Source organism: Chromobacterium sp. ASV23, assembly GCF_016428945.1.
Lineage (GTDB): Bacteria > Pseudomonadota > Gammaproteobacteria > Burkholderiales > Chromobacteriaceae > Chromobacterium > Chromobacterium sinusclupearum.
Genome location: NZ_JAELTR010000035.1, coordinates 21,025 through 44,930, shown reverse-complemented (window position 1 = coordinate 44,930; position 23,906 = coordinate 21,025). Strand labels below are relative to the sequence as shown.

Annotated in this window: 23 protein-coding genes; 15 read left to right on the top strand and 8 right to left on the bottom strand. The window is 62.3% G+C overall.

All coding sequences use genetic code 11. The features are described from left to right. Positions 1-613 precede the first annotated feature (613 nt). From JHD59_RS14475 to JHD59_RS14450, 6 genes are all read right to left on the bottom strand, one after another. Positions 614-1,696, bottom strand: a complete 1,083-nt coding sequence (locus JHD59_RS14475) for a ribonucleotide-diphosphate reductase subunit beta (RefSeq protein WP_199154751.1) — start codon at positions 1,694-1,696, stop codon at positions 614-616. 50 nt (positions 1,697-1,746) lie between these two features. Continuing rightward, on the bottom strand, positions 1,747-1,959 hold the full coding sequence (locus JHD59_RS14470; RefSeq protein WP_103321666.1) for a hypothetical protein: 213 nt from the start codon (positions 1,957-1,959) through the stop codon (positions 1,747-1,749). Positions 1,960-1,972: 13 nt separating this feature from the next. Then, positions 1,973-2,365: a hypothetical protein gene (locus JHD59_RS14465; RefSeq protein WP_199154750.1), complete on the bottom strand. Its 393-nt coding sequence runs from the start codon at positions 2,363-2,365 to the stop codon at positions 1,973-1,975. A 60-nt stretch (positions 2,366-2,425) separates the two neighbouring features. Further along, positions 2,426-2,854 (bottom strand): hypothetical protein, encoded by a 429-nt coding sequence (locus tag JHD59_RS14460; RefSeq protein WP_199154749.1) that lies wholly within the window; start codon positions 2,852-2,854, stop codon positions 2,426-2,428. A gap of 198 nt (positions 2,855-3,052) precedes the next feature. Then, the gene (locus JHD59_RS14455) at positions 3,053-5,899 is read right to left on the bottom strand and encodes a ribonucleoside-diphosphate reductase subunit alpha (protein ID WP_103321669.1); all 2,847 of its coding nucleotides are present in this window, start codon (positions 5,897-5,899) and stop codon (positions 3,053-3,055) included. 481 nt (positions 5,900-6,380) lie between these two features. After that, entirely contained in the window at positions 6,381-8,033 is a 1,653-nt protein-coding gene (locus JHD59_RS14450; RefSeq protein ID WP_199154748.1) for a protease pro-enzyme activation domain-containing protein, read from the bottom strand. A gap of 561 nt (positions 8,034-8,594) precedes the next feature. On the opposite strand from JHD59_RS14450, the gene JHD59_RS14445 reads away from it, so the two are divergent. Further along, complete coding sequence (locus tag JHD59_RS14445) at positions 8,595-8,945, top strand: hypothetical protein (RefSeq protein WP_199154747.1); 351 nt, start codon at positions 8,595-8,597, stop codon at positions 8,943-8,945. A 465-nt stretch (positions 8,946-9,410) separates the two neighbouring features. Here the strand turns inward: JHD59_RS14445 and JHD59_RS14440 are convergent, their stop codons facing one another. Further along, positions 9,411-11,333: an ATP-binding cassette domain-containing protein gene (locus JHD59_RS14440; protein ID WP_199154746.1), complete on the bottom strand. Its 1,923-nt coding sequence runs from the start codon at positions 11,331-11,333 to the stop codon at positions 9,411-9,413. Between the two features lie 133 nt (positions 11,334-11,466). Between JHD59_RS14440 and JHD59_RS14435 the strand changes: the two genes are divergently transcribed. From JHD59_RS14435 to JHD59_RS14395, 9 genes are all read left to right on the top strand, one after another. Next, positions 11,467-11,823: a hypothetical protein gene (locus tag JHD59_RS14435; RefSeq protein ID WP_199154745.1), complete on the top strand. Its 357-nt coding sequence runs from the start codon at positions 11,467-11,469 to the stop codon at positions 11,821-11,823. Positions 11,824-11,849: 26 nt separating this feature from the next. Then, on the top strand, positions 11,850-12,290 hold the full coding sequence (locus tag JHD59_RS14430) for a protein YgfX (RefSeq protein WP_199154744.1): 441 nt from the start codon (positions 11,850-11,852) through the stop codon (positions 12,288-12,290). Then, on the top strand, positions 12,287-13,555 hold the full coding sequence (folC, locus tag JHD59_RS14425; protein ID WP_199154743.1) for a bifunctional tetrahydrofolate synthase/dihydrofolate synthase: 1,269 nt from the start codon (positions 12,287-12,289) through the stop codon (positions 13,553-13,555). Before JHD59_RS14430 ends, folC begins: the two co-directional genes overlap by 4 nt. A 7-nt stretch (positions 13,556-13,562) precedes the next feature. Then, positions 13,563-14,300: an SPOR domain-containing protein gene (locus JHD59_RS14420; protein WP_199154742.1), complete on the top strand. Its 738-nt coding sequence runs from the start codon at positions 13,563-13,565 to the stop codon at positions 14,298-14,300. A 5-nt stretch (positions 14,301-14,305) separates the two neighbouring features. Further along, positions 14,306-14,821: a CvpA family protein gene (locus JHD59_RS14415; RefSeq protein ID WP_103321675.1), complete on the top strand. Its 516-nt coding sequence runs from the start codon at positions 14,306-14,308 to the stop codon at positions 14,819-14,821. 97 nt (positions 14,822-14,918) lie between these two features. Next, on the top strand, positions 14,919-16,445 hold the full coding sequence (purF, locus tag JHD59_RS14410; RefSeq protein WP_199154741.1) for an amidophosphoribosyltransferase: 1,527 nt from the start codon (positions 14,919-14,921) through the stop codon (positions 16,443-16,445). Between the two features lie 141 nt (positions 16,446-16,586). Further along, positions 16,587-17,306, top strand: a complete 720-nt coding sequence (locus tag JHD59_RS14405) for an ABC transporter substrate-binding protein (RefSeq protein ID WP_103321677.1) — start codon at positions 16,587-16,589, stop codon at positions 17,304-17,306. 1 nt (position 17,307) lies between these two features. Continuing rightward, entirely contained in the window at positions 17,308-17,517 is a 210-nt protein-coding gene (locus tag JHD59_RS23335) for a CheR family methyltransferase (protein WP_199154740.1), read from the top strand. A 119-nt stretch (positions 17,518-17,636) separates the two neighbouring features. After that, the gene (locus JHD59_RS14395) at positions 17,637-18,842 is read left to right on the top strand and encodes an EAL domain-containing protein (RefSeq protein WP_199154739.1); all 1,206 of its coding nucleotides are present in this window, start codon (positions 17,637-17,639) and stop codon (positions 18,840-18,842) included. A gap of 59 nt (positions 18,843-18,901) precedes the next feature. On the opposite strand, the gene sodB is transcribed toward JHD59_RS14395, so the two are convergent. After that, positions 18,902-19,483 carry a superoxide dismutase [Fe] gene (gene sodB / locus JHD59_RS14390; RefSeq protein WP_103321680.1) on the bottom strand — a complete coding sequence of 194 codons (582 nt, stop codon included), beginning with the start codon at positions 19,481-19,483 and terminating at the stop codon, positions 18,902-18,904. A gap of 110 nt (positions 19,484-19,593) precedes the next feature. On the opposite strand from sodB, the gene JHD59_RS14385 reads away from it, so the two are divergent. The 5 genes from JHD59_RS14385 to JHD59_RS14365 all read left to right on the top strand — a co-directional run bounded on the left by JHD59_RS14385 (position 19,594) and on the right by JHD59_RS14365 (position 23,827). Then, positions 19,594-20,769, top strand: a complete 1,176-nt coding sequence (locus JHD59_RS14385) for an NAD(P)/FAD-dependent oxidoreductase (RefSeq protein ID WP_233164180.1) — start codon at positions 19,594-19,596, stop codon at positions 20,767-20,769. Positions 20,770-20,853: 84 nt separating this feature from the next. Continuing rightward, a complete protein-coding gene (dnaB, locus tag JHD59_RS14380; protein ID WP_103321681.1) occupies positions 20,854-22,260 on the top strand; it encodes a replicative DNA helicase in 1,407 nt (468 codons plus the stop codon). Further along, positions 22,239-22,589, top strand: a complete 351-nt coding sequence (locus JHD59_RS14375) for a ferredoxin (RefSeq protein WP_255521400.1) — start codon at positions 22,239-22,241, stop codon at positions 22,587-22,589. Before dnaB ends, JHD59_RS14375 begins: the two co-directional genes overlap by 22 nt. Further along, positions 22,589-23,197, top strand: coding sequence for an alpha/beta hydrolase (locus tag JHD59_RS14370; protein WP_199154738.1), 609 nt, complete (start codon positions 22,589-22,591; stop codon positions 23,195-23,197). The genes JHD59_RS14375 and JHD59_RS14370 overlap by 1 nt, the downstream gene beginning before the upstream one ends. A gap of 54 nt (positions 23,198-23,251) precedes the next feature. Continuing rightward, positions 23,252-23,827 carry an HD family hydrolase gene (locus JHD59_RS14365; RefSeq protein WP_199154737.1) on the top strand — a complete coding sequence of 192 codons (576 nt, stop codon included), beginning with the start codon at positions 23,252-23,254 and terminating at the stop codon, positions 23,825-23,827. Positions 23,828-23,906 lie beyond the last annotated feature (79 nt).

The following is a 23,906-nucleotide window of genomic DNA, read 5'->3' as shown; positions in this document are numbered from 1 at the left end:
CCCCCCCCCCCCCCCCCCCCCCCCCCCCCCCCCCCCCCCCCCCCCCCCCCCCCCTTTTCAAGCAGAAGACGGCATACGCGATAATTGGCGGAGTCTCGTGGGCTCGGAGATGTGTATAAGAGACAGTCAACTAGCTGTACATTTTCAGCTCTGACTGTTATTAATGATTTAAAAGGCGGAGTATTAATGGGGATGTACTTTTCACCCACTTGTATTTTATTGTCAAAGCCATCATTAACGCTTGGTGACAAAGAGTGCATTAGTATGCCATCGAACGCGTCTCTTTCTAATGGGCCCTGATGTATCAGTGGTTGGTTGTATGTGTGATCTTCAATGTGCGGTATTGTTGAATTTGCGGTGGGCACCATCTGATTGCTTGATAGAATATCACCCACCCGAATGTTTTCGTCAATAATGCGAGAGGTTGGAATGTAGTTTGGCAGCACGGGTCTTACGCATCGCCTCGTCTCCAAATCGATACCTGCAGTACATACAATAGTACCATTGCTAAATCTCGTTATGTCTGTAATTGCTATTTGCATGAATATACCTGTTTGGCATTTTGATGGTGAAAAAATAAGGCCGATTGGCCTTATTTAACGAAGTTAGAAAATCAATCCCAGCTCAACGCCCCGCCAGTCTGATACTCGGTGACGCGAGTCTCAAAGAAGTTCTTCTCCTTCTTCAAGTCGATCATCTCGCTCATCCACGGGAAGGGGTTGTTCACCCCCGGGAACAGCTGATCCAGGCCAATCTGCTGCATGCGGCGGTTGGCGATGAAGCGCAGGTATTCCTTGAACATGCTGGCGTTCAGGCCCAGCACGCCGCGCGGCATGGTGTCTTCGGCGTAGGCGTATTCCAGCTCCACGGCTTGCTTGAACAGTTCAACGATCTCGGCCTTGAAGCTGTCGGTCCACAGCAGCGGGTTTTCCAGCTTGATGGTGTTGATCAGGTCGATGCCGAAGTTGCAGTGCATGGACTCGTCGCGCAGGATGTACTGGTACTGCTCGGCGGCGCCGGTCATCTTGTTCTGGCGGCCCAGGGCCAGGATCTGCACGAAGCCGACGTAGAAGAACAGGCCTTCCATGATGCAGGCGAACACGATCAGGGATTTGAGCAGCTTCTGGTCGTTTTCGACAGTGCCGGTCTTGAATTCCGGGTTGCACAGCACGTCGATGAACGGGATCAGGAATTCGTCCTTGTCGCGGATGGATTTGATCTCGTGGTAGGCGTTGAACACTTCGCCTTCGTCCAGGCCCAGGCTTTCCACGATGTATTGGTAGGCGTGGGTGTGGATGGCTTCGTCAAAGGCCTGGCGCAGCAGGAACTGGCGGCATTCCGGGCTGGTGATCTGGCGGTAGGTGCCCAGCACGATGTTGTTGGCGGCCAGGGAGTCGGCGGTGACGAAGAAGCCCAGGTTGCGCTTGACGATGCGCATTTCGTCTTCGGTCAGCTGGCCGGTTTTCCACTGTTCGATGTCGCGCTGCATGTTCACTTCCTGCGGCATCCAGTGGTTGGCGCACTGCGCCAGGTACTTTTCCCAAGCCCACTTGTGCTTGAACGGTACCAGCTGGTTGACGTCGGTCGTGCCGTTGATCACCTTCTTGTCCACCACGTTGACGCGGCCGGTGCCATGGGCGTCCATGGAGGAGGGGGCGGCGGCCGGGGTGGGGAGGGTGTCTTCGAAATTCAACATGGGTGCTCCTGATTTCTGGTTTCTTGCCGCGCGGGGCGCGGCGCTTGGTTTTATGCGGTTTTCACTGCGTATTGGGGGCGTTGCGGGGCAGCCTGCGGCTGGCGCAGCTGGCTGACGGCGACGACGCTGGCTTGGCCCGGCTGCAGCGGGGTGTCCGGCGCGGGCTGGGCCTGGACGAAACAGGCGGCGGAGCCGACGTCTTGGACGGCGATGCGGCGGCCGCCGGCGCTTTGGCGCAGCAGGCAGTAGGCAGTGGCGCTCATGGGGTCTCCCGGTTTAGAAGCGCAGTTGTTCCGCCAGCTGGCGGATGATGCGGCGGTCGCTGGCTTCTTCCTGTTCCATCTGTTCCTGCTGCCGGCGCAGGTCGCGCAGCTGCTGCAGCTGGCGGTATTGCCGGTTGGCGAAGGCGATGTCTTCCTTCAGCGTTTCGATTTCCTGCTGCAATTCCTCCGGCTGGCAGTACACCACCAGGCAATCGCCTTCCACCCATACCTTGCGCCAGACGGTGGCGCGCGGCAGGCGGCGGGATTCGGCGAAGTAGTCTTTCCATTCGTGCGGCGGCGTGTGGCTCAGCTGCAGGTACATGTTGAACAACAGGAACTGCTTGTCCGGGTTGTGCGATTTGTCTTCGCAAAGTCCGGTAATGCCGATGTTTTCAAATGTCTGCATCTGTCTCTCCTCAGGCGCTGCCTGTTGCTGTGCCGCTGCCACGGCTTGTGACTGCCAGCGCTATCCGGCGCTGTGCGCGGGCGACGGTGCCTTCGTCGCTAAGGTTTGCTGCTCCGGCTCGGTGTCGTACTGCACCAGGCCGTATATCTTCCAGACGCCGTTCACCTGCTTCAGGTGGTAGCCGGTGTGGTAGCGCCAGGGCGGGCGGCCCTGCGTGCGCTGCACGGTCCAGGCCACCAGCGCGGTGGCCACGCCGGGGCCCATGGCCATCACATTGACCAGCCGATGGCTGGCGCTTTCAAACCCTTGGCTGCGATACCACTCCAGCAGGGCGGCGGTGGTGTCGACCAAGGACGGCATGTCCTGCCAGCCGGTCAGCTCGCCCTGGTGGATGGCGGTGAACGGCACCGTGAAGTGGCTGGCGATGCCGGCCGCGTCCAGGCGGGAATAGCTGTTGCGGTAGTGCTTGAAAAAGGCTTCCAGGCTCATAGGCGTTCTCGTCGCGTGTATGGGTCTGCTGCTTTTGCTGCGGGTTACCGTCTTGCTTCCACATCCAGAAACCGCCTGCTGGCAAGCGGCTTGAAGATGGGTCCGCCAGTTGGCGGAACGCCTCTTTTGGAGGCTTCCGCCTGATGCTCTGACTAGGCGGAACGCCCCCAAGGGGGCTTCCGCCCTACGAAATCTGCCTTATTGGCAGGATTCGCAATCAGGGTTGTCGATGCTGCAGAACTTGGCGTCGGTGGCCGGGGTGGTGTCCACCGCGGCGGCCGGCGCGGCCTGCATCTGGCTGGATACGGCGTTCAGCTCGCCGCCGCGGCCGGTGGATTTCTCGGCGCTGGTGGCGGCCAGGGTACGCAGGTAGTAGGTGGTCTTCAGGCCACGCAACCAGGCGTGCTTGTACAGCTCGTCCAGTTTCTTGCCGGAAGCACCGGCCAGGTACAGGTTCAGCGACTGGGCCTGGTCGATCCACTTCTGGCGGCGGGAGGCCGCTTCCACCAGCCAGCGCGGGTCCAGCTCAAAGGCGGTGGCGTAGATGGCTTTCAGCTCGGCCGGCACGCGGTCGATCTGGCCCAGGCTGCCGTCGAAGTACTTCAGGTCGGCCACCATCACTTCGTCCCACAGGCCGGCGGCTTTCAGGTCGCGCACCAGGTATTCGTTGGTGACGGTGAATTCGCCGGACAGGTTGGACTTGACGAACAGGTTCTGGTACGTCGGCTCGATGGAGGCAGACACGCCGATGATGTTGGCGATGGTCGCGGTCGGGGCGATGGCCAGGCAGTTGCTGTTGCGCATGCCAAACTGCTTGATGCGCTCGCGCAGCTTGTTCCAGTCCATGCGCTCGGTGCGGTCCACTTCCAGGTAGCCGCCGCGCTCCGCCGCCAGCAGGTTGATGCTGTCGTGCGGCAGCACGCCGCGGTCCCACAGGCTGCCGCTGTACGACGGGTAGCGGCCGCGTTCTTCCGCCAGCTCGGTGGAGGCCAGGTAAGCGTAGTAGGCCACCATTTCCATGGATTCGTCGGCAAATTCCACCGCGGCGTTGGAGGCGTACGGAACGCGCTTGATGTGCAGGCAGTCCTGGAAGCCCATCACGCCCATGCCTACCGGGCGGTGCTTCAGGTTGGAGTTGCGCGCCTTCTTCACCGGGTAGAAGTTGATGTCGATCACGTTGTCCAGCATGCGCAGGGCGATGCGGATGGTGCGCTGCAGCTTTTCGCTGTCCAGGCTGCCATCGGCTTGCAGGTGCGCGGCCAGGTTGACCGAACCCAGGTTGCAGACGGCGATTTCGTCGTCGTTGGTGTTCAGCGTGATCTCAGTGCACAGGTTGGAGCTGTGCACCACGCCCAGGTGCTGCTGCGGGCTGCGGATGTTGCACGGGTCTTTGAAGGTGATCCACGGGTGGCCGGTTTCAAACAGCATGGTCAGCATCTTGCGCCACAGGCTCAGGGCCGGGATGCGCTTGTAGACCTTGAGTTCGCCGCGCTCGCCCTTGGCTTCGTAAGCGGTGTAGGCCTTTTCAAAGGCTTGGCCGTACAGGTCGTGCAGGTCCGGGGTTTCCGACGGGGAGAACAGGCTCCACTCGCCGCCTTCCATCACGCGCTTCATGAACAGGTCCGGAATCCAGTTGGCGGTGTTCATGTCGTGGGTGCGGCGGCGGTCGTCGCCGGTGTTCTTGCGCAGCTCGAGGAATTCTTCGATGTCGGCGTGCCAGGTTTCCAGGTAGGCGCAGACGGCGCCCTTGCGCTTGCCGCCCTGGTTCACCGCCACGGCGGTGTCGTTGACCACTTTCAGGAACGGCACCACGCCTTGCGATTTGCCGTTGGTACCCTTGATGTGGCTGCCCATGGCGCGCACCGGGGTCCAGTCGTTGCCCAGGCCGCCGGCGAACTTGGACAGCAGCGCGTTTTCCTTGATGCCTTCGTAGATGCCGTCCAGGTCATCGGCGATGGTGGTCAGGTAGCAGCTGGACAGCTGGCTGCGGCGGGTGCCGGAGTTGAACAGCGTGGGCGTGGACGACATGAAGTCGAAGCTGGACAGCACGTTGTAGAACTCGATGGCGCGGTCTTCGCGGTGCACTTCGTTCAGCGCCAGGCCCATGGCCACGCGCATGTAGAAGGCCTGCGGCATTTCGATGCGGGTGCCGTCCACGTGCAGGAAGTAGCGGTCGTACAGGGTTTGCAGGCCCAGGTAGCCGAATTGCAGGTCGCGCTCGGCGTCCAGCGCGGCGCCCAGCTTTTTCAGGTCGAACTCGGCCAGCTTTTCGTCGAGCAGTTCGGCGGCGATGCCCTTCTTGATGAAGTCGGCGAAGTAGGCCGGGTATTGCGCGCCCATTTCGTCCTGGCTGACGGCTTCGCCCAAGATTTCCAGGCGGATGTTGCCCATCAGCAGGCGGGCGGTGACGTAGTCGTAGGCTGGGTCTTGCTCGATCATGGAGCGGGCGGCCAGGATGGCGGACTTGCCCACTTCTTCTTCCGGCACGCCGTCGTAAATGTTCTTCAGGGTTTCGGCCAGGATGGCGTCCACGTCGATGCCGACCAGGTTCTTGCTGGCGGCTTCGATATTGGCGCGCAGGCGGGCCACATCCAGCGGCAGCTTGCGGCCGTCCTTGCGCAGCACGTTGATCTGCACGCTGGTCAGCGCCTCGCCGCGGGCGGCGCGCTCTTGCGTGCGCTGTTCGCGGTACAGCACGTAGGCGCGGGCCACGTCGTGCTCGCCAAACCGCATCAGGGAGAGTTCAACCTGGTCCTGGATGTCTTCGATATGGATGGCGCCGCCTTCCGGCTTGCGGCGCATCAGGGCGTTGACCACCTGTTCCGTCAATTGCGCCACTTTGTCGCGGATGCTGGCCGACGTGGCGCCCTGCTGGCCCATGACGGCCAGGAAGGCCTTGGTCATGGCGATGGAGATTTTGACGGGTTCGAACGGCACCACCGCGCCATTGCGACGGATGGTCTTGTACAGGCTGAAATCGGCTTGCGGCGCGGCGGCGCGGCCGAGTTCTGCGGCGGTTTGCCCTTCAAAGGTGGTCAGTTGCATGTATCCCTCGATAAAGAGAAGTTTAAGTCCGGCCGCGCTGCTTCTTGGCGGGCAGGTCGGCTTGTGGACAAATCTGTTGAAAAGCTGTGTGCGAGCTGTGGGTAAACACAATATATACCGTCAGCAGCGCTAGGACTGCCCAAATTCTAGTGGTGGGACTGACGTAGTTCAAGTCTTGACTTTGTGCCGAAAGACGGAAAACCGCGCCGTTATTGGCTTTGCGGGCCATCGAAATTTTTCTGCAAAAATTCGGCGTCTGATGAGGGTGTCAGGAAATTGCAGAAAGATGGCGGTTGGCTAGCTGAGGGTGCTACAGATTCGGGCGGCACAAGATGTTGTGTACATGCACTGTTGCATGGCCGCTACGACTTTGGCGTAAAAATTGCGCCCATTCCCCGGATGGCGGCTTGCCGGCCGCGGCGTGCTTCGTCGGGCCCCGGCGCAAAGCAGCCCCGGCAAGCCGGGGCTGCTGCATTGCAGACTATTGTGCCTTAACGGCAAAGCCGTTTTGCTGGATGAAGCTGTACAGATTGCCCACGTTCAGACTGCCCCAGCCGGTGGCATAGTCCCAGCCGGGGCCGGCGCTGTAGCCGCCGTTACTGCTGCCGTCATTGATGTCGTTGTACAGCGAGGGGTTGGCTGAGAGGTATTGGTAGATCGGCTGCGCCGGGAAGGGCAGCTGATTGCCGCTGGCCGACTGGATGCGCGCCCAGAAGCCGGTGAACAGCGGTGCCGCCAGGCTGGTGCCGCCTACCGGCTGGACGCTGCCGTTAACCAGCACATTGGCGCCGGTGTTCGGGTCAGCGTCAAACGACACGTCAGGCACGCCGCGCTGGCTGGGGTTGACAGTCAGTACGCCTGCGCTGGTTTGCCATGTCGGCGCGCTTTCCGTCGTGCTGGGGCCGCCGCCGCCGCCGTTCCAGGTGCTTTCGGACTGATAGCTGGTTTGTCCGCTGGTGCTCAGCGTGGTGCCGCCCACGGCGATCACATATGGGGAAACGGCTGGGTAGCTCTGGCCGACGGCGTTATCGCCGCATTCGGCGGAGCCGGAGTCGCCGGTGGACACCGAAAAGACCTGTCCTTGAGTCGCGGCGGCCTGGAAAATCTGGTCGTCAGCGGCGGTGGAGCCATCGCTTTGCGAATCGTTTTCACATTCGCCCAGCGATACATTCACCACTTTGGCGCTGCCGTCGCTGACCGCTGCGTTCAGCGCAGCCGTGATGTCGGCGTTGGTCATCGAGGACGCCACGTAGAAGTTCAGCTGTTGCACCGCGCCGCCGGCGGCGGCCACGATGTCCTGGCTATCCAGGTTCCATTCCACGGTGCCGTCGGTATCGGTCGACGGGGTGGCGGCGTTGATCACCTTAGTGTTGACGTCGCCGAAGCCGGCGCCTTTGGTGAAGGCTAGCAGGTCGATCAGCGTTTGCGTCAGATCGCCTTCGGCGATGATGCCGACCGTGGTGTGGCCGGCGGGTGGCAGGCCATCGGCGTTGTAGATGGTGGAGAAGTCGGTTGGGTTGTGCGCGACCTGATCCATGCGGTGGAAGCCCTTGCCGGCCGCGCGGCGTGCCAGCGTAGTATGGAACAGGTGCAGGTTTTGCAGGCCTTCCACGGCCAGCACGGTGTCGCCCAGCTGGCTTGGCACCATGGCGGCGGTGGCGTTGGCATACAGCTGGCGGCCTTTGACGTTGTAGCCGTGCAGGGTGGTGTTGAAGGCGGTTTTTACGGTGGCGGCGCTGCCATCGGCGGTAACCAGCAGATGATTGGACGCAACCTTGATGTTGCGGAAGCCGCTGGCTTGCAGGTGCTTGACCACGGCCTCAACCTGGGCCTGGGTGGGTGCGTACTGGCTCATGAACTCAGTTTTGCTCAGGCGGCGCTTGCTGGCGCCGCGCAGAATCGACTGGGTCAGGACGTCCAGTTGAGCCTTGTTGCGCAGCTTCAGACTGACGGCGACGTGGACGGTCTGGCCTGCCGCCAATTCGCCCGCATCGCGGGCTTTGGCGGCAAGGATGCGGGCTTGCTGCTGGCCCTGGGTCTTGGTGGCAACCCAGTTGGTGCCGGCTTGGGCGGTAGTGGCGCCGAGGAAGAGGGCAGCTACTGCCAGTGCTACAGAGCGTGGCTTGGCAAACATTCCATTTCTCCTTGAAATAAATCACGGTGAGCCATGCGGGGTGGCAGGCTCTGGAACGAAGGCTTGTTTGCGTGCTGATGCGCTGCCTCTGGTTCCGCTGGTTCAGCCCCGGTGCAAGGGCGGCCTCCTGATGGGAGGCAATTTCTGGATAGGCCAATGTCATTTAAAAGCGCAAGGCGATTTGAAATTGGCTCGATATCAAACCAGGAGTTATACGCAAAGAAATGTTTGTGTAACGAGAATGCGATCTTGAAATATGCAAGGATGATTCTTGCAAGTTTTATCCGGAACGTGAAATCTAAAACGGTAATTCTCGCGAGTAAATTCTTTCAAATTGCCAAAATCTGTACCGAAATATTGGCGATATCTGTTTCAACATGAGAGGAATGCCGAATGCGCGCTTTTCTCATGCCTGTACTTAATGACATCGGGATTCCAATTGGGTCGAGAGATGTGCTCAGCCGTAAGCAAAGAATTGCAAGCGCCGCTTGCCCGCCTGCGCAAACGCCGTCTTTATGGTATTCTTGCGCGCCTTGCTCAGCCGTGACCCGTCACCCATCAATGAAAGACCCTTGCGATCATTACACTTTCGACCTGATTGGCGGCGTCCAGAAGAAGCCTGGCCGCAAGCCTCTGGGCGAGCGCGCGATGACGGTTGCGGAACGCAAGCGGCGCAGCCGGGAGCTTAGGCGCAACCGGCTGCAGGAGCTGTCGGTGACGGTGGAGCTGAGCCGTGAGGCCCAGAAATCCTTGGACAAGATGATAGAGTGGTGGGGCGTCAGCAAGAAGGAAGCGATCAACCGCGCGCTGCTGATCGCCTGCCAGTCGCAGATGGGCCGCACCGCCAGCCTGTTTGGCTTTGAGCTGCCGCCGGAAGGCAAGGCGGCCGCCCGCAAGAATAAAGACATCTGAGAACGTGTTCACGATCTTTGGGGCTTTGCATCCGCTTCGCGGATAACCGTTTTCCTTGCCGGGTCTGCCCGGCGCGCAGGGAAGGGATATTTGCTTGGCCAAATATCCCTTCCACCCCTAAAGGCCACCCTGCAAGCCTGGCCTGCGGCTTCCCGCCGGGTCTCGCCAGGCCCGAGGCGCGGCTGAACTCGCGATTTGCTAACGTCAAATCGCTCAAACATGCAGCCGCTTAAAACCACGGGCCTGTCACCCGACGGCAGGCTTGAAGGGACGGGGCGCATTGAAAACGTGTTCTCCACAAGCTAGGCCCCAAAAACAAAGATCGTGAACAGGCGCTAAGGCGAAAACCACTTCACTACCGAGCCTGCTTGGAGCCTGGCCAGAGAAAATTGACGCATCAATCGAATAAAAAAACGCCCTGACGGCATGAGCCGGCAGGGCGTTTCTGTTTGGCGGCGGACCGGCCTAGCGGACGCGTTGCTGAGCGGCTTCCAGCTCTTCCCAGCGTGCCAGCTTTTCCAGCAGCAGTTCGTCGATTTCCTCGATACGTTGCTGCCAGGCCACGGCTTCCTTCGGCGTATCGCGGTAGCAGCTGGGGTCCAGCAGCCGCTGGTTCAGATCGGCCTGTTCCGCCTCCAGCGCGCTGATCTGGTCCGGCAGGGCTGCCAGCTCGCGGGTTTCGTTGTAGGACAGCTTGCTGCGCGCGGCTTTGGGCTTGTCCTGGCGCGCTGTCGCCGCGGCCGGGGGGGGCTCCTTGGCTTTTTCGGTCGGCGCCAGTTCCGCCATGCGCCGCCTGGCGTCCAGCCAGTCCTGATAGCCGCCCGGATATTCTTCCAGCCGGCCGTCTCCTTCGAAAGCGATGACCTGGGTCACCACATTGTCGAGGAAGGCCCGGTCGTGGCTGACCAGGAACACAGTGCCGGAATACTGGGCGATCACATCCTCCAGCAACTCCAGCGTGTCGATGTCCAGATCGTTGGTCGGCTCGTCCAGCACCAGCACATTGGCCGGGCGGGTGAACAGCCGGGCCAGCAGCAAGCGGTTGCGTTCGCCGCCGGACAAGGACTTCACCGGGCTGCGCGCGCGCTGCGGCGAGAACAGGAAGTCTTCCAGATAGCTCATCACGTGCTTCTTCACGCCGCCGATTTCGACGAAGTCGTTGCCCTGGCTGATGATGTCGGCCACGCTGGTTTCCTCGTCCAGCTGCTCGCGGAACTGGTCGAAGTAGGCGATTTCCAGCTTGGTGCCTTGCTTCACCGTGCCGGCGTCCGGCTGCAGCTCGCCCAGGATCAGCTTCAGCAGGGTGGTTTTGCCGGCGCCGTTCGGCCCGATCAGGCCGATCTTGTCGCCGCGCAGGATGCGGGTGGTGAAGTCGCGGATCAGCGTGCGGCCTTCAAAGCCCTTGCTGACGTGCTCCAGTTCCGCCACCAGCTTGCCGGAGCGCTCGCCGGCGTCCAGCTGGAAGTTCACCTGGCCGACGCGTTCGCGGCGCGAGTTGCGCTCGCGGCGAATGGCTTCCAGCCGGCGCACCCGGCCTTCGTTGCGGGTGCGGCGCGCCTCGATGCCTTTGCGTATCCACACTTCTTCCTGAGCGTGGAATTTGTCGAAAATGCGGTTTTGCTCTTCTTCTATGGCCAGCTCTTCCGCCTTGCGCGTCTGGTAGGCGGAGAAGCTGCCCGGATAGCTGCGCAGGATGCCGCGGTCCAGCTCCACGATGCGGCTGGCGACATTGTCCAGGAAGCGGCGGTCGTGGGTGATCAGCAGCACGCTGCCGGGGAAGTTCTTGATCAGGCCTTCCAGCCATTCGATGGCGGAGACGTCCAGGTGGTTGGTCGGCTCGTCCAGCAGCAGCACGTCGGGTTTGGAGGCCAGCGCGCGGGCCAGGGCCACGCGCTTTTTCCAGCCGCCGGACAGCTCGCCGATGCGGACGTCCGCGTTCAACCCCAGGTGGCTCAGCGTGGACGAGATCAGCGCGTCGAACTGCCAGCCGCCGCGCGCCTCCAGTTCGTGCTGGATGGTTTCCATCCGGGCCAGCGCTTCTTCGTGGCCGGCATTGGCTTGCGTCAGGTGCTGGGTGACCTGGTGGTATTCAGTCAGCAGCGCTTTCAGGTCGCCCAGGCCTTCGGCCACGGCCTCGAACACGCTGTGCTCGGGGTTGAATTCCGGTTCTTGCGGCACGTAGGCCACCTTGACGTCGCCCTTGATGTTGACGCGGCCATCGTCCAGCGCCACCGCGCCGGCGATGCCCTTGAGCAGGGAGGATTTGCCCGCGCCGTTGCGGCCGATCAGGCCGACCGCCTCGCCCGGCTCCAGAGCGAAGTCTACGTTGTCCAGCAGCGCGTGGTGTCCGAAAGCCAGACAGGCTTTCTCGACGGTAATCAGGGCCATATTCTGTGTGTCTTGCGGAATGAGGAAAATAACGGAGAGTTTACCACGTAGCCCCTATTGGCGGATGGGTCGCCTAGCCGCGGCCGGACTGATACAATGCGCGCCGAATCATCATTGCCAGAAAGGCCGCATCATGTATTTCGTCGACCGCGCCGTTGCCGTCATCAAACCGAAGCAACCGTTTCTGGATTGGCTGAACCAGCTGCCGGATACCGATATGGTGGATCTGTCGCTGGACAGCCTGCGCAGCGACTGCACCGCCGTGCTGCTGCCGGAGTTCATCGAGCCGGAGGAAGGCGTCGCCCACATCGACGAGATCTGCGAGCAGCTGTTCAAGGTGGAGCTGGCGTCCTGGGACGAGGACGAAAGCCACTGGCCGCAGGATCTGTCGCTGAAGGCGTTTTGGGAATGGTTCGATGTCGAGATCCATTCCATGGTGCTGGACAGCGTCGACGCCGACATCACCAACAGCCCGGCCAGCGAGCTGTAATTTCGATGCGCCGGGACCGGCCGTTGTTGCAGCCATTCGCTGTGGCGCTGCGGCCGTCCCGGTTGTGGCTGAGCCTGGTGCTGGGCGCCTTGGCCGGCTACGTCTTGCTGCTGGCTTTGTATCTGCCGGCGCGTTATCTGTTCAGCGTGCCGCTCGCGGCCTGGCTGGCCTGGCGCGCGGCGCGCGCCAACGGCTGGTGGCGGGGCGACGCGCCGCAGCGGCTGGAAATCGACCCGCGCGGCCGGCTGTTTCTGTGCCAGCGCGGCTTGCGGCAAGAGGCGGAGGTGTTGGACGACTGCTTCGTCACGCCGGTCCTGACGGTATTGAACCTCAAGGTGGCCGGCAAGCGCCGCAGCGTGATGCTGTGGCCCGATGCGGCCGACGCCGAATCCCGCCGCCTGCTCAGAGTGTATTTGCTGTGGTTTGAGCCGCCGCAGCCTAGCGATCAAACGGAATCCACGCCATGACCACAAAAAAGACCCTGGACGACTGGCTGCGTTGGCAGGAAAGCCTGCACCTCAGCGCGATAGACATGGGCCTGGACCGCGTTTCGCGCGTCCGCGACGCGATGAACCTGAAGCCCGCCTGTCCGGTGATCATGGTGGCCGGCACCAATGGCAAAGGCTCCACCTGCGCCATGCTGTCCAGCATTTTCCATGCGGCGGGTTTCAAGGTGGGCGCCTATACCTCGCCGCATATCCTGCATTACAACGAGCGCATCGCCATCGACCTCAAGCCGGCCAGCGACGCGCGCATCATCGCCAGCTTCGAGGCGATAGACGCCGCCCGCGGCGACACCACGCTGACGTATTTCGAATTCGGCACCCTGGCCGCGGTGCATAGCTTCGTCGCGGAAAAAGTCGATGTGATCATCCTGGAAGTGGGCCTGGGGGGGCGACTGGACGCGGTCAATATCTTCGAGCCCGACGTGTCCATCGTGGTCAGCGTCGATCTGGACCACCAGGCCATCCTCGGCGACAACCGCGAGGACATCGGCTTCGAGAAGGCGGGCATCTACCGCGCCGGCAAACCGGCCATCTGCGTCGACCCCGAGCCGCCGCGGCGCTTGCTCGACCACGCCGCCGCCATCGGCGCGGACTTGCGCTTGTATGGCCGGGATTTCGGCTTTACCCGCATGGACAACCAATGGTCGTTCCGCCACGGCGAGCACGCCCGCCACGCGCTGCCGATTCCGGCGCTGCGCGGCGGCTATCAGATGGTCAACGCCTGCGGCGCGCTGGCCGTGCTGGAGGCGATCAAGGACAAGCTGCCGGTAGGCATAGGCGCGGTCAAACAGGGGCTGGTCGAAGTGGAGTGGCCGGGGCGCTTCCAAGTGCTGCCGGGCCGTCCGGTCGTGGTGCTGGACGTGGGCCACAATCCGCACGCGGTCAAGGCCATGGCGGCGGCGCTGAAGCAGCTGCCGTATGCCGAGAATCGCTACGCCGTGTTCTCCATGCTGGCCGATAAAGACATGGCCGCCGTGATCGAGCTGGCGCGCGGCGAATTCGACCACTGGCTGGTGGCCGGGCTGGACATGCCGCGCGGCCAGAGCGGCGCAGCCATCGCCGCCGCGCTGGCGCAAGCCGGCATTGCCGACGTCAAAGCCTACGACACCGTGGCGGACGCATGGAAGGCCGCCTTATCGCAAGCCGGCGACAATGATAGAATCGTCGTTTTCGGGTCTTTCCACACCGTAGCGGAAGTGGAAGCGGCCCGGCGTCACCGGGTTTGAGGAATGCATGGCACTGTCCAGCCAAGATGAACTGATTTTGTTGAGAAAGCGCGCCCGCCGGCGTCTGGTGGGCGCGGTTGTATTGGTTTCCATCGCCACCGCGGTACTGTGGAAGGTAGTGGGCCATCTGCCGGAACAGCAGATGAAGCCCGAATCGATCGAAATCATGGGCGCCGCCTCCGAACCCGCCGCGTCCGCGCCGGCCGCAGCGGTTAAGCACGCCGCCTCGCAAGCGGTGGCGGAGGTCGCGCCTGCCGCTGCGTCCACCACCGAACTGCCGGCCAATCTGTCCACCATTACCGCGCCGACACCGCCGGCTGAGAAGTCCGCGCCAGCTGCCGTGGCGCCCGCGCCCAAAGCCGAACCCAAGCCGCAGCCGGCCAAGCCGGAAGCCAAGCCCGAGCGCAAGCCGGAAGCGCCCAAAACGGAAAGCAAGCCGCGCCAGGCGGACCCGGCGGCGATTCTGGAGGGCCGTTTCGATCCCGACGCCCACGCCGCCAAGAGCGAGCCGGCGCACGGCAAATCCGTGATCCAGCTGGCGGCCTTGTCCGATCAGGCCAAAGTCGACGCCTTGCGCGGCAAGTTGTCGGCCATCGGCGTGACCGCCCACTTTTCCAAGGTGCAGACCAGCAAGGGCGAAGTGACGCGGGTGCGCGTCGGCCCCTTCGCCAGCCAGGCCGAGGCGCAGCAGGCGCTGCAGAAGCTGGCGCACGCCGGCATCAACGGCATCATCATCAATAAGTAGCCGCCATGACCGCCTTCGACTATATCGCAATAGCCATCGTCGCCGGATCGGTGCTGATGGCCCTGATGCGCGGGCTGATCGCCGAAGTGCTGTCGCTGGGTTCCTGGCTGATCGCCTTCTGGTGCGCCAAGCAGTTCTCGCCGGTGGTGGAGGCGTTTCTGCCGGCCAGCCTGCCGGGCGAGGGCGTGCGCATGGTGGCTGGCTTTCTGCTGGTATTCTTCGTGGTATGGCTGGCCACGGCGCTGCTGCGCGTGACCCTGACCGGCCTGGTGGATAGCATCGGACTGGGCGCGATCAACCGGCTGCTGGGCGGCATGTTCGGCTTGGCGCGCGGGGTGGCGCTGGTGACGGCTATGGTGTTGCTGGGCGGGTTGAGCAGCCTGCCGCAGAAACCCATGTGGAGGAACGCCGTGCTCTCGGCACCATTCGAATCTTTGGCCTTGTCATTAAGGCCATGGTTGCCGCCAACAATGGCGAACAACCTGCACTACGACTCACCCGGCCAGGCGCCGGACAGTTAGGTGGAAAAGGCGGAATATCTTGATATCTTCACTTCAAGAATCCGCCTTTTTCTTTGTCTTGTCTTGATTTCAGGTAGTTGGATAGAGGGCATTAAAGATGTGTGGAATTCTAGGCGTGGTCGGTCAGTCTCCGGTCAATCAGCTGCTGTACGACGGTCTGCAAGTGCTGCAACACCGCGGACAGGACGCGGCCGGTATCGTTACCGCCAATGGCAAGACCTTTCACATGCACAAGGGCAGCGGCATGGTGCGCGATGTATTCCGCACCCGCAATATGCGCTCGCTGCTGGGCAATGCCGGCATCGCCCATGTGCGTTATCCAACCGCCGGCTCGGCCTCCTGCCTGGCCGAGGCGCAACCGTTCTACGTCAATTCGCCGTTTGGCCTGGTGCTGGCGCACAACGGCAACCTGACCAATACCGATGAGCTGAAAGCGGACATGTTCCGCCACGACCTGCGCCACATCAACACCAATTCGGACTCCGAGGTGCTGCTGAACGTGTTCGCGCATGAGTTGGCGCAGCGGGTCAAGGGGCCGGAGCTGACGGTGGATGCGGTGTTCGGCGCGGTGGGGGCGGTGCATCGTCGCGTGCGCGGCGCTTACGCCGTGGTGGCGATGATCGCCGGCTACGGCCTGGTGGCATTCCGCGACCCGAACGGCATCCGCCCGCTGGTGATGGGCAGCACCGAGGTGAGCGGTAGGACCGAGTACATGTTCGCCTCGGAATCGGTGGCCTTGGACTGTTCCGGCTTTACCCTGCTGCGCGATGTGCAGCCGGGCGAGTGCGTCTACGTCACCTTCGACGGCGACATGCACAGCCAAGTGTGCGCCGAGCATACCCGCCTGACGCCGTGCCTGTTCGAGTACGTGTACTTCGCCCGCCCGGATTCGGTGATCGACGGCGTATCGGTTTACCAGTCGCGTCTGAATATGGGCGAGATGCTGGCGGAGAAAATCCGCCGCGACCTGCCCGGCCTGGAAATCGACGTGGTGATTCCGATTCCGGATTCCAGCCGCCAGAGCGCGCTGCAGCTGGCCAATGCCATGGGCCTGCCGTACCGCGAGGGCTTCATCAAGAACCGCTACATCGGCCGCACCTTCATCATGCCGGGGCAGGCGGTGCGCAAGAAATCCGTGCGGCAGAAGCTGAACCCGGTGCCGCTGGAATTCACCGGCCGCAACGTGCTGCTGGTGGACGACTCCATCGTCCGCGGCACCACGTCCAAGGAAATCGTGCAGATGGCGCGCGATTCCGGCGCCAAGCGGGTGTACTTCGCCTCCGCCGCGCCGGCGGTGCGCTTCCCCAACGTCTACGGCATCGACATGCCGACGCGCGCCGAACTGCTGGCCACCGGCCGCGACGAGCAGGACATCGCGCGCGAGATCGGCGCCGACGCGGTGATCTATCAGGACCTGGAGGCGCTGAAAGACGCGGTGCGCAGCGTCAACCCCGAGCTGAGTCTGTTCGAAAGCTCCTGCTTCGACGGCCAATACATCACCGGCGACATCACCGAGGCCTATCTGGACGCCATCGAGTGCGCGCGCCTCGATCTGAAGCACAAGGACGGCAGCGAGCAGATGATAGACCTGAACCTGAATGTGGCTGAGCAGAACCTGATGTAGCAATGCCCGCGGCGCGGCGCGCTGGTCTATACCAGGGAATAGACGCCCGCGCGGCCTCGGACGACCGGGGCCCCTCCACATGGAGCGGGCTCCGGTTTTGCTTTGGCTGGGGGCCGTTGCGTGCTCAGAATTGCAATTACATTGCTGCTTCTTGCGGGGCTGCCGGCCTGGGCCGCCAGCCCTCTGGAGCTGGTCACGCTGCAATATCCGCCGTATCAATACCAGGACGGCGCGCAGGTCAGAGGATTCGTGGCCGATATCGTGCGCGAGGCGTTTCGACGGATCGGCGAGCCGGTCCATATTGTCATCTACCCTTGGGGCCGAGCGCTGGCCATGGCCGAGGATGGACGCGCCGACGCCATCTTTACGCTGTACCGTACGCCGGAGCGGGAGGCCCTGCTGGATTACAGCCGCCAGGTGCTGGCGCAGCAAACGGTTTCGCTGTTCGTCCGCAAGGGGCAGGCCATTCGTTTCGACGGCAAGCTGGACAGTCTGAGCGCCTACCGCTTCGGCGTGGTTCGCTCGGTCAATTACGGCTCGGCCTTCGAGCAAGCCTTGAAGCAGGGGCACATCCACGTTGCGGAAATCGCCGCCAGCGGCGAGCAGAATATGGACATGTTGCTGGCCAATCGCTTCGACATCCTCGTCAGCAACCGCCTGGGCGCCTGGGACATCCTCAAGCGCCGCCATGCCGAGCTGCAGGTCAGCGAATTGCGGCCAGCGGTGGAAGATATTCCCAGCTATATCGCCTTTTCCCGCAAACCATCGTTATCGGGCCTGAGAGACCGCTTCGACGCCGCGCTGGCGGAAATGCGCCAGGATGGCAGCTATGCCCGCATGATGAACGAGGCCGATCCCTGAAGTGCCGCAGCGGGCGCGCAAGGCGGATTTCTTCCGGTTCAACCTGCGGCAGCGCACTCAATTCCATCATACTGGAATTGATATTGTCTTTTTGCATAATGTTCTGATTTACTTTAATGAGGCCACCAAGCTGGATGTGCTTGCCCATCTGTGGTCCCGGATGAAGAATGGCGGCCGATTTGCTGATCGGCCATTCCGATTCCTTGCATAAGCTCGATGCGCTGGACGACATATCGGCATGCCGGCCGAGGCGATCGATCAGGGCGGGGCGGATGAAGCCATGCCGCTGGATAGCATTGCGCACACGCTGGCCGGACCAGGGGCTGAGTCATGGGATATCTCGATAAATGGCGGCAGCGTTCGGTGATGGTGGTGGACGATTCCGCCACGCATCGCCTGCTTGCCGCGGGCATTCTGCAGGACTTGGGTTTTTCCAAGGTATGGGAAGCGGAAAACGGTGTGGATGCGCTGAACAAGCTGCAGGGGCTGGACAATCTCGATCTGGTGATCACCGATCTGAACATGCCGTGCATGGACGGCGTGAAGCTGCTGGAGAACATCGCCGCCGCAATGAAGGGCAAGGTGCAGTTCGTCGCGGTGATGAGCAGTGTGCCGCGCGATGTGCTGGACGCGGTGCAAGGCGTGGTGGACGCTTCGGATCTGGATCTGCTGGAGGTCTTTCCCAAGCCCTTGCGCCGCGAGGAGGTGGAGCGGGTGCTGGATGCCTGCAACCCGGATTGGCATTTGCCCAGCCGGGTGGGGAACAAATTCGCCATCAGCCGCGAGGAAGTCGCCCAGGCCTTGCAGATGAAGCAGCTGGTGCCGTACTTCCAGCCCAAGATAACCTTGAAAGACAATGCCTTGTGCGGCATGGAGGCGCTAGTGCGCTGGGAGCATCCCAGCTACGGCGTGCTGTCGCCATCGCTGTTTGTCGAGTACCTGGAAGACGGCGAGCTGGCGATCCGCTTCTTTTATCACTTTCTGCGCGATGTCTGCAGCGCGTTGCTGCATTTCCAGGCCATGAGCCCGGAGCTGCACGCGTCGATCAACCTGCCGGTCCCGCTGCTGAGCGATCCCAACCTGGTGGACGAGATGACCACCATCGTGCAGCCCAAGGGGCTGCCCAGCCAAAGCATTGTGCTGGAGGTGACCGAAACGTCCCTTATGTCCAACCTGGCGCCGTCTTTGGGCACACTGGCCCGGCTCAGGCTGAACGGCTTTGGTCTGGCGATGGATGATTACGGCACGGGGTATTCGTCGATGAAGCAGCTGTCGCGCAGCCCGTTCACCGAGTTGAAAATCGACCGCGAGTTCGTTCACGACGCATCCAGCAGCCCGAAGAAGCTGGCCATCCTGACCGCGGCCATCGCCATGTGCCAGAAGCTGCAGTTATCGTCGGTGGCGGAAGGCGTGGAGACCGAGGCCGACCGGCAGCAGCTGGCCGCGTTGGGTTGCGACATGGCTCAGGGCTATTACTACAGCCGGCCCTTGCCAAAAGAGATGTTTCTGCTGTGGATGCAGGAAAGAGGCGCTTAGGCGCAGTCGATAGGCATGAAAAAAGGGGCCGGCGGCCCCTTTTTCGCGCAGAAGCGGGATCAGGCGGCGAAGTTCTTGGCCACGAAGTCCCAGTTCACCAGCTTCCAGAAGCTTTCCATATAGTTCGGGCGGCTGTTGCGGTAATCGATATAATACGCGTGTTCCCAGACATCACAGGTCAAGAGCGGCTTCTTGTCGGTGGTCAGCGGGGTGGCGGCGTTGCTGGTGGAAACCAGATCCAGGCTGCCGTCGCTGTTCTTCACCAGCCAGGCCCAGCCGGAGCCGAAAGTGCCAACGGCGGTCTGGGTGAAGGCCTTCTTGAACTCTTCGAACGAACCCCACTTGGCCTTGATGGCGTCAGCCAGCGCGCCGGTCGGCTCGCCGCCGGCGTTCGGGGCCAGGCCGAACCAGTAGAAAGTGTGGTTCCATACCTGAGCGGCGTTGTTGAAGATGCCGCCGGAAGACTTCTTGACGATCTCTTCCAGGGAGGCGTTCTCGAACTCGGTGCCCTTGATCAGGTTGTTCAGGTTGGTGATATAGGTCTGGTGGTGCTTGCCGTAGTGGAATTCCAGGGTTTCCTTGGAAATGTGCGGGGCCAGGGCGTCCAGCGCGTACGGCAGTTCAGGCAGTTTGTGTTCCATTATGCTCTCCTTGTTGAGAAAGTAAGCCGCATAAGCGGATGCTTTTTTCGGAGTTTACTGGAATATGGCCGGGATGGCCAATAGTTGACTAAAATGATAGGAATAAGCTTTTGCAATTTGATGTAATTGTCATCGGCGCCGGCGCGGCCGGCATGATGTGCGCCGCCACTGCCGGCCAGCGCGGCCGAACGGTGCTTTTGCTGGATCATGCCGCCAAATTGGCGGAGAAAATCCGCATCTCCGGCGGCGGCCGCTGCAACTTCACCAACGTCAATGCCCGTTTCGACTGCTATCTGTCGGCCAATCCCCATTTCTGCCGCTCCGCGCTGGCGCAGTACACGCCGCAGGACTTCATCGCCATGGTGGAGCGCCACGGCATCGGCTACCACGAGAAGAAGCTGGGTCAGCTGTTTTGCGACGACGGCAGCGAGCGCATCATCGCCATGCTGGACGAAGAGTGCCGGCTGGGCGGCGTGGACAGGCGGATGGAAACGGCTGTCCTCGGCGTAGCGCGCGGCGATGACGGCGTGTTCGCAGTGGAAACCAGCGGCGGCCGCTTCCGCTCATCCTCACTGGTTGTCGCCACCGGCGGGCTGTCCATTCCGCAAATCGGCGCCACGCCGCTGGGCTACCAGTTGGCCGAGCAGTTTGGCCTGCCCGTGACACCCTTGTCGCCAGCCTTGGTGCCGTTGACCTTCCATGTGGAAGATGCCGAAATCTTCACGCCCTTGGCCGGCGTGTCGATAGATGTGGAAGCCAAAGCCGGCAAGGGCAAGTTCCGCGAGAACGTGCTGTTTACCCATAAGGGCGTATCCGGCCCGGCCATCCTGCAGGTTTCTTCCTACTGGCAGCCCGGCATGGAGCTGTTGCTGGATCTGATGCCGGACGGCGACGCCGAACACTGGCTGGAGCTGCGGGCGGACAGCGAACAACTGATCGCCAACGCCCTGGCCGAGCTGGGCTGGTCGCGCCGCTTCGCCGACGCCTGGCTGGACCGCGTCGGCATGAACAAGCGGCTCAAGGATTTGGGGCCGAAGCAACGCCGCCAATTGGCCGAGCAGCTGCACCGCTGGTGTGTCAAACCCAACGGCACCCAGGGCTACAAAAAAGCCGAGGTCACGCTGGGCGGCGTATCCACCCAGGCCCTGTCATCCAAGACGCTGATGGCGGCCGATGTGCCCAATCTGTTCTTCATCGGCGAGGTCGTGGACGTGACCGGCTGGCTGGGCGGCTATAACTTCCAGTGGGCCTGGTCGTCCGGCTATGTGGCCGGAATGAACTGCTGAGCCGCGCCGCCAGATGGCGGCGTTTCGGGTTAGAATCACGCTTTGCCTTACGCGCATTTTTCCGCGCATGCACTCCGGGTCTACATGACACAACAGTACGATAATTTCGATAGCGAAATGGCGGCCATCCGCACGCCGCCTCATTCGGTGGAAGCCGAACAATCGGTGCTGGGCGGCCTGTTGCTGGACAACAGCGCCTGGGACAAGATCGCCGACGTGGTGACGGAAGCCGACTTCTATCGCCATGACCACCGGCTGATCTACCGCCACATCGCCAGACTGGTGGAAATGGCGCGCCCGGCCGACGTGGTGACGGTGGCCGAGTCGCTGGACAAGAACGCCGAGCTGACCGAAGTGGGCGGCCTGGCTTATCTGGCCACGCTGGCACAGAACACGCCGTCGGCGGCCAATATCCGCCGTTATGCGGAAATCGTCCGCGAGCGCTCCATCATGCGCCAGCTGGCGCAGGTGGGCACCGAGATTGCCGACGCCGCGTATTCGCCCATGGGCCGCGACGCGGCGCAATTGCTGGACGAGGCCGAGGGCCGCGTGTTCCAGATCGCCGAATCCACCGCCAAGTCCAAGCAGGGCTTCCTGGAAATGCCGGGCCTGCTGAAGGAAGTGGTGGAGCGGATCGACATGCTGTACAGCCGCGACAATCCGGATGAAGTCACCGGCGTGCCGACCGGCTTCATCGACCTGGACGCCAAGACCTCCGGCCTGCAGCCAGGCGACCTGATCATCGTGGCGGGCCGTCCGTCCATGGGCAAGACCGCTTTCTCGATGAACATCGCCGAGCACGTGGCGGTGGAAACCCATCTGCCGGTGGCGGTGTTCTCCATGGAAATGGGCGGCGCTCAGCTGGTGATGCGTATGCTGGGTTCGGTGGGCCGGCTGGATCAGCATGTGCTGCGCACCGGCAAGCTGGGCGACGACGACTGGCAGAAGCTGACCTACGCCATCGGTAAATTGTCCGATGCGCCGATGTACATCGATGAAACCCCGGCGCTGACGGCGCTGGAACTGCGCGCCCGCGCGCGCCGGCTGGCCCGCCAGCACGGCGGCAAGCTCGGGCTCATCGTGATCGACTACCTGCAGCTGATGAGCGGCTCCGGCCGCGGCGACAACCGGACGGCCGAACTGGGCGAAATCTCTCGCGGCCTGAAGGGTTTGGCCAAGGAACTGCAAGTGCCGGTGATCGCGCTGTCCCAGCTGTCCCGTGCTGTGGAGCAGCGGCCCAACAAGCGGCCGATGATGTCCGACCTGCGGGAATCGGGCGCCATCGAGCAGGACGCGGACTTGATCATCTTCATGTACCGCGACGAGTACTACAATCCGGATTCGCCGGACAAGGGCCTGGCCGAGGCTATCATCGGCAAGCACCGTAACGGCCCCACCGGCGCGGTGCGGCTGGCCTTCATCGGCCATTACGCCAAGTTCGACAATGCCGCCAGCGTCGGCGCCGCCGGCTGGGCCGACAACGACAGCTAACGCGATATCGAGACTACGACATGAGCTTTTTCGACAAGCACGTATTCATCTGCTGCAATCAGCGCGACGCCTGTCAGGATTGCTGCAACAACCACGGCTCCAGCGAATTGCTGGGCTATATGAAAGACAAGGTCAAGGCGCTGGGCCTGGCCGGCGAGGGCAAGATACGCGTCAACAAGGCCGGCTGCCTGGGACGCTGCGACGATGGCCCGGTGATGGTGGTCTACCCGGAAGAGACCTGGTACACCTTCCTCGACAAGGAAGACATCGACGAAATCGTCCATGAGCATATGGTGAACGGCCGCGTGGTGGAAAGGCTGAAGATCTGATGTTGAAGGCTTTGAACAAGATTCAGATTGCCGGCCCGGCCGGCGCGCTCGACACCATCATCGTTCCGGCCCAGGGCGAAGCCAGCGGCGTCGCCGTGATCTGCCATCCCAACCCCTTGCAGGGCGGCACCCACACCAACAAGGTGGTGCAGACCGCCGCCAAGGCGCTGTCGCAGATGGGGTACGCCTGTTATTGCCCGAACCTTCGCGGCGTGGGCGATAGCGAAGGCGAGCACGATTACGGCCAGGGCGAGGTCGACGACGTCATCGCCGTGGTCGAATACGCCAAATCGCAGCATCCGGGCCTGCCGCTGGCGCTGGCCGGCTTTTCCTTCGGCGGCTTCGTCGCCGCCCGCACCCGCGCGCGCATCGAGGCCGACAAACTGCTGCTGATGGGCGTGGCCGTGGGCAAATACCCGATCCCGACGCCGGACGTCCCGGCCGATGCGCTGGTGATCCATGGCGAAGAAGACGAAGTGATCCCGCTGTCCAATGTGCTGGACTGGGCGCGCCCGCAGAGTCTGCCGGTGCTGGTGTTGCCCGGCGCCGGCCACTTTTTCCATGGCCGGCTGGTGCAACTGGCGCAGATGATCCAGCGTTGCTGGTAAAGACTACAAGCAGACCGCGGTCTGCTTTTTTTGCATCTACAGAAAGAGAACAATATGCAGAACATCATCGATTTTGTGCTGGAAATCGACAAGCTCAAGCAGGTGACGCGCAAGACCAAGGTGCTGAACAGCGAGCGCTATGAAAACTCGGCCGAGCACAGCTGGCAGATCGCCCTGCTGGCGGCGTCCTTGCAGCCCTACGCCAGCGAGCCGTTGGACATCAACCGCGTCATCGGCATGCTGTTGGTGCACGATATCGGCGAAATCGAAACCGGCGACACCATCGTCTATGCGGAAGGCGGCTGGGAGGAGCGCAAGGCGCAGGAGCTGGCCTGCGTCACCCGCATTTTCGGCATGCTGCCGGCAGAGCAGGGACAGCGCTTCCTGGCCCTGTGGAACGAATTTGAAAGCGGCGAATCCGCCGAAGCGCGTTTCGCCCATGCCGCCGACCGCGCCATGCCGGTGCTGCTGAACCTGGCCAACCAGGGCCAAAGCTGGCTGGAAAACGGCATTCGCCACGAGCAGGTGGTCACGCGCGTTGCTCCGCCGATACGCGAGGGCTGTCCCGCGCTGTGGGCGTATCTGGAGGGACGCCTGCAGGAAGCCAAGGAGAAGGGCTGGCTGGGTTAATATCTGCCGGTCTGCACATCCCGAAGACGCCCATGGGGCGTCTTTTTTTATTTGAAATCATGGTTTCTTGATATGCAGG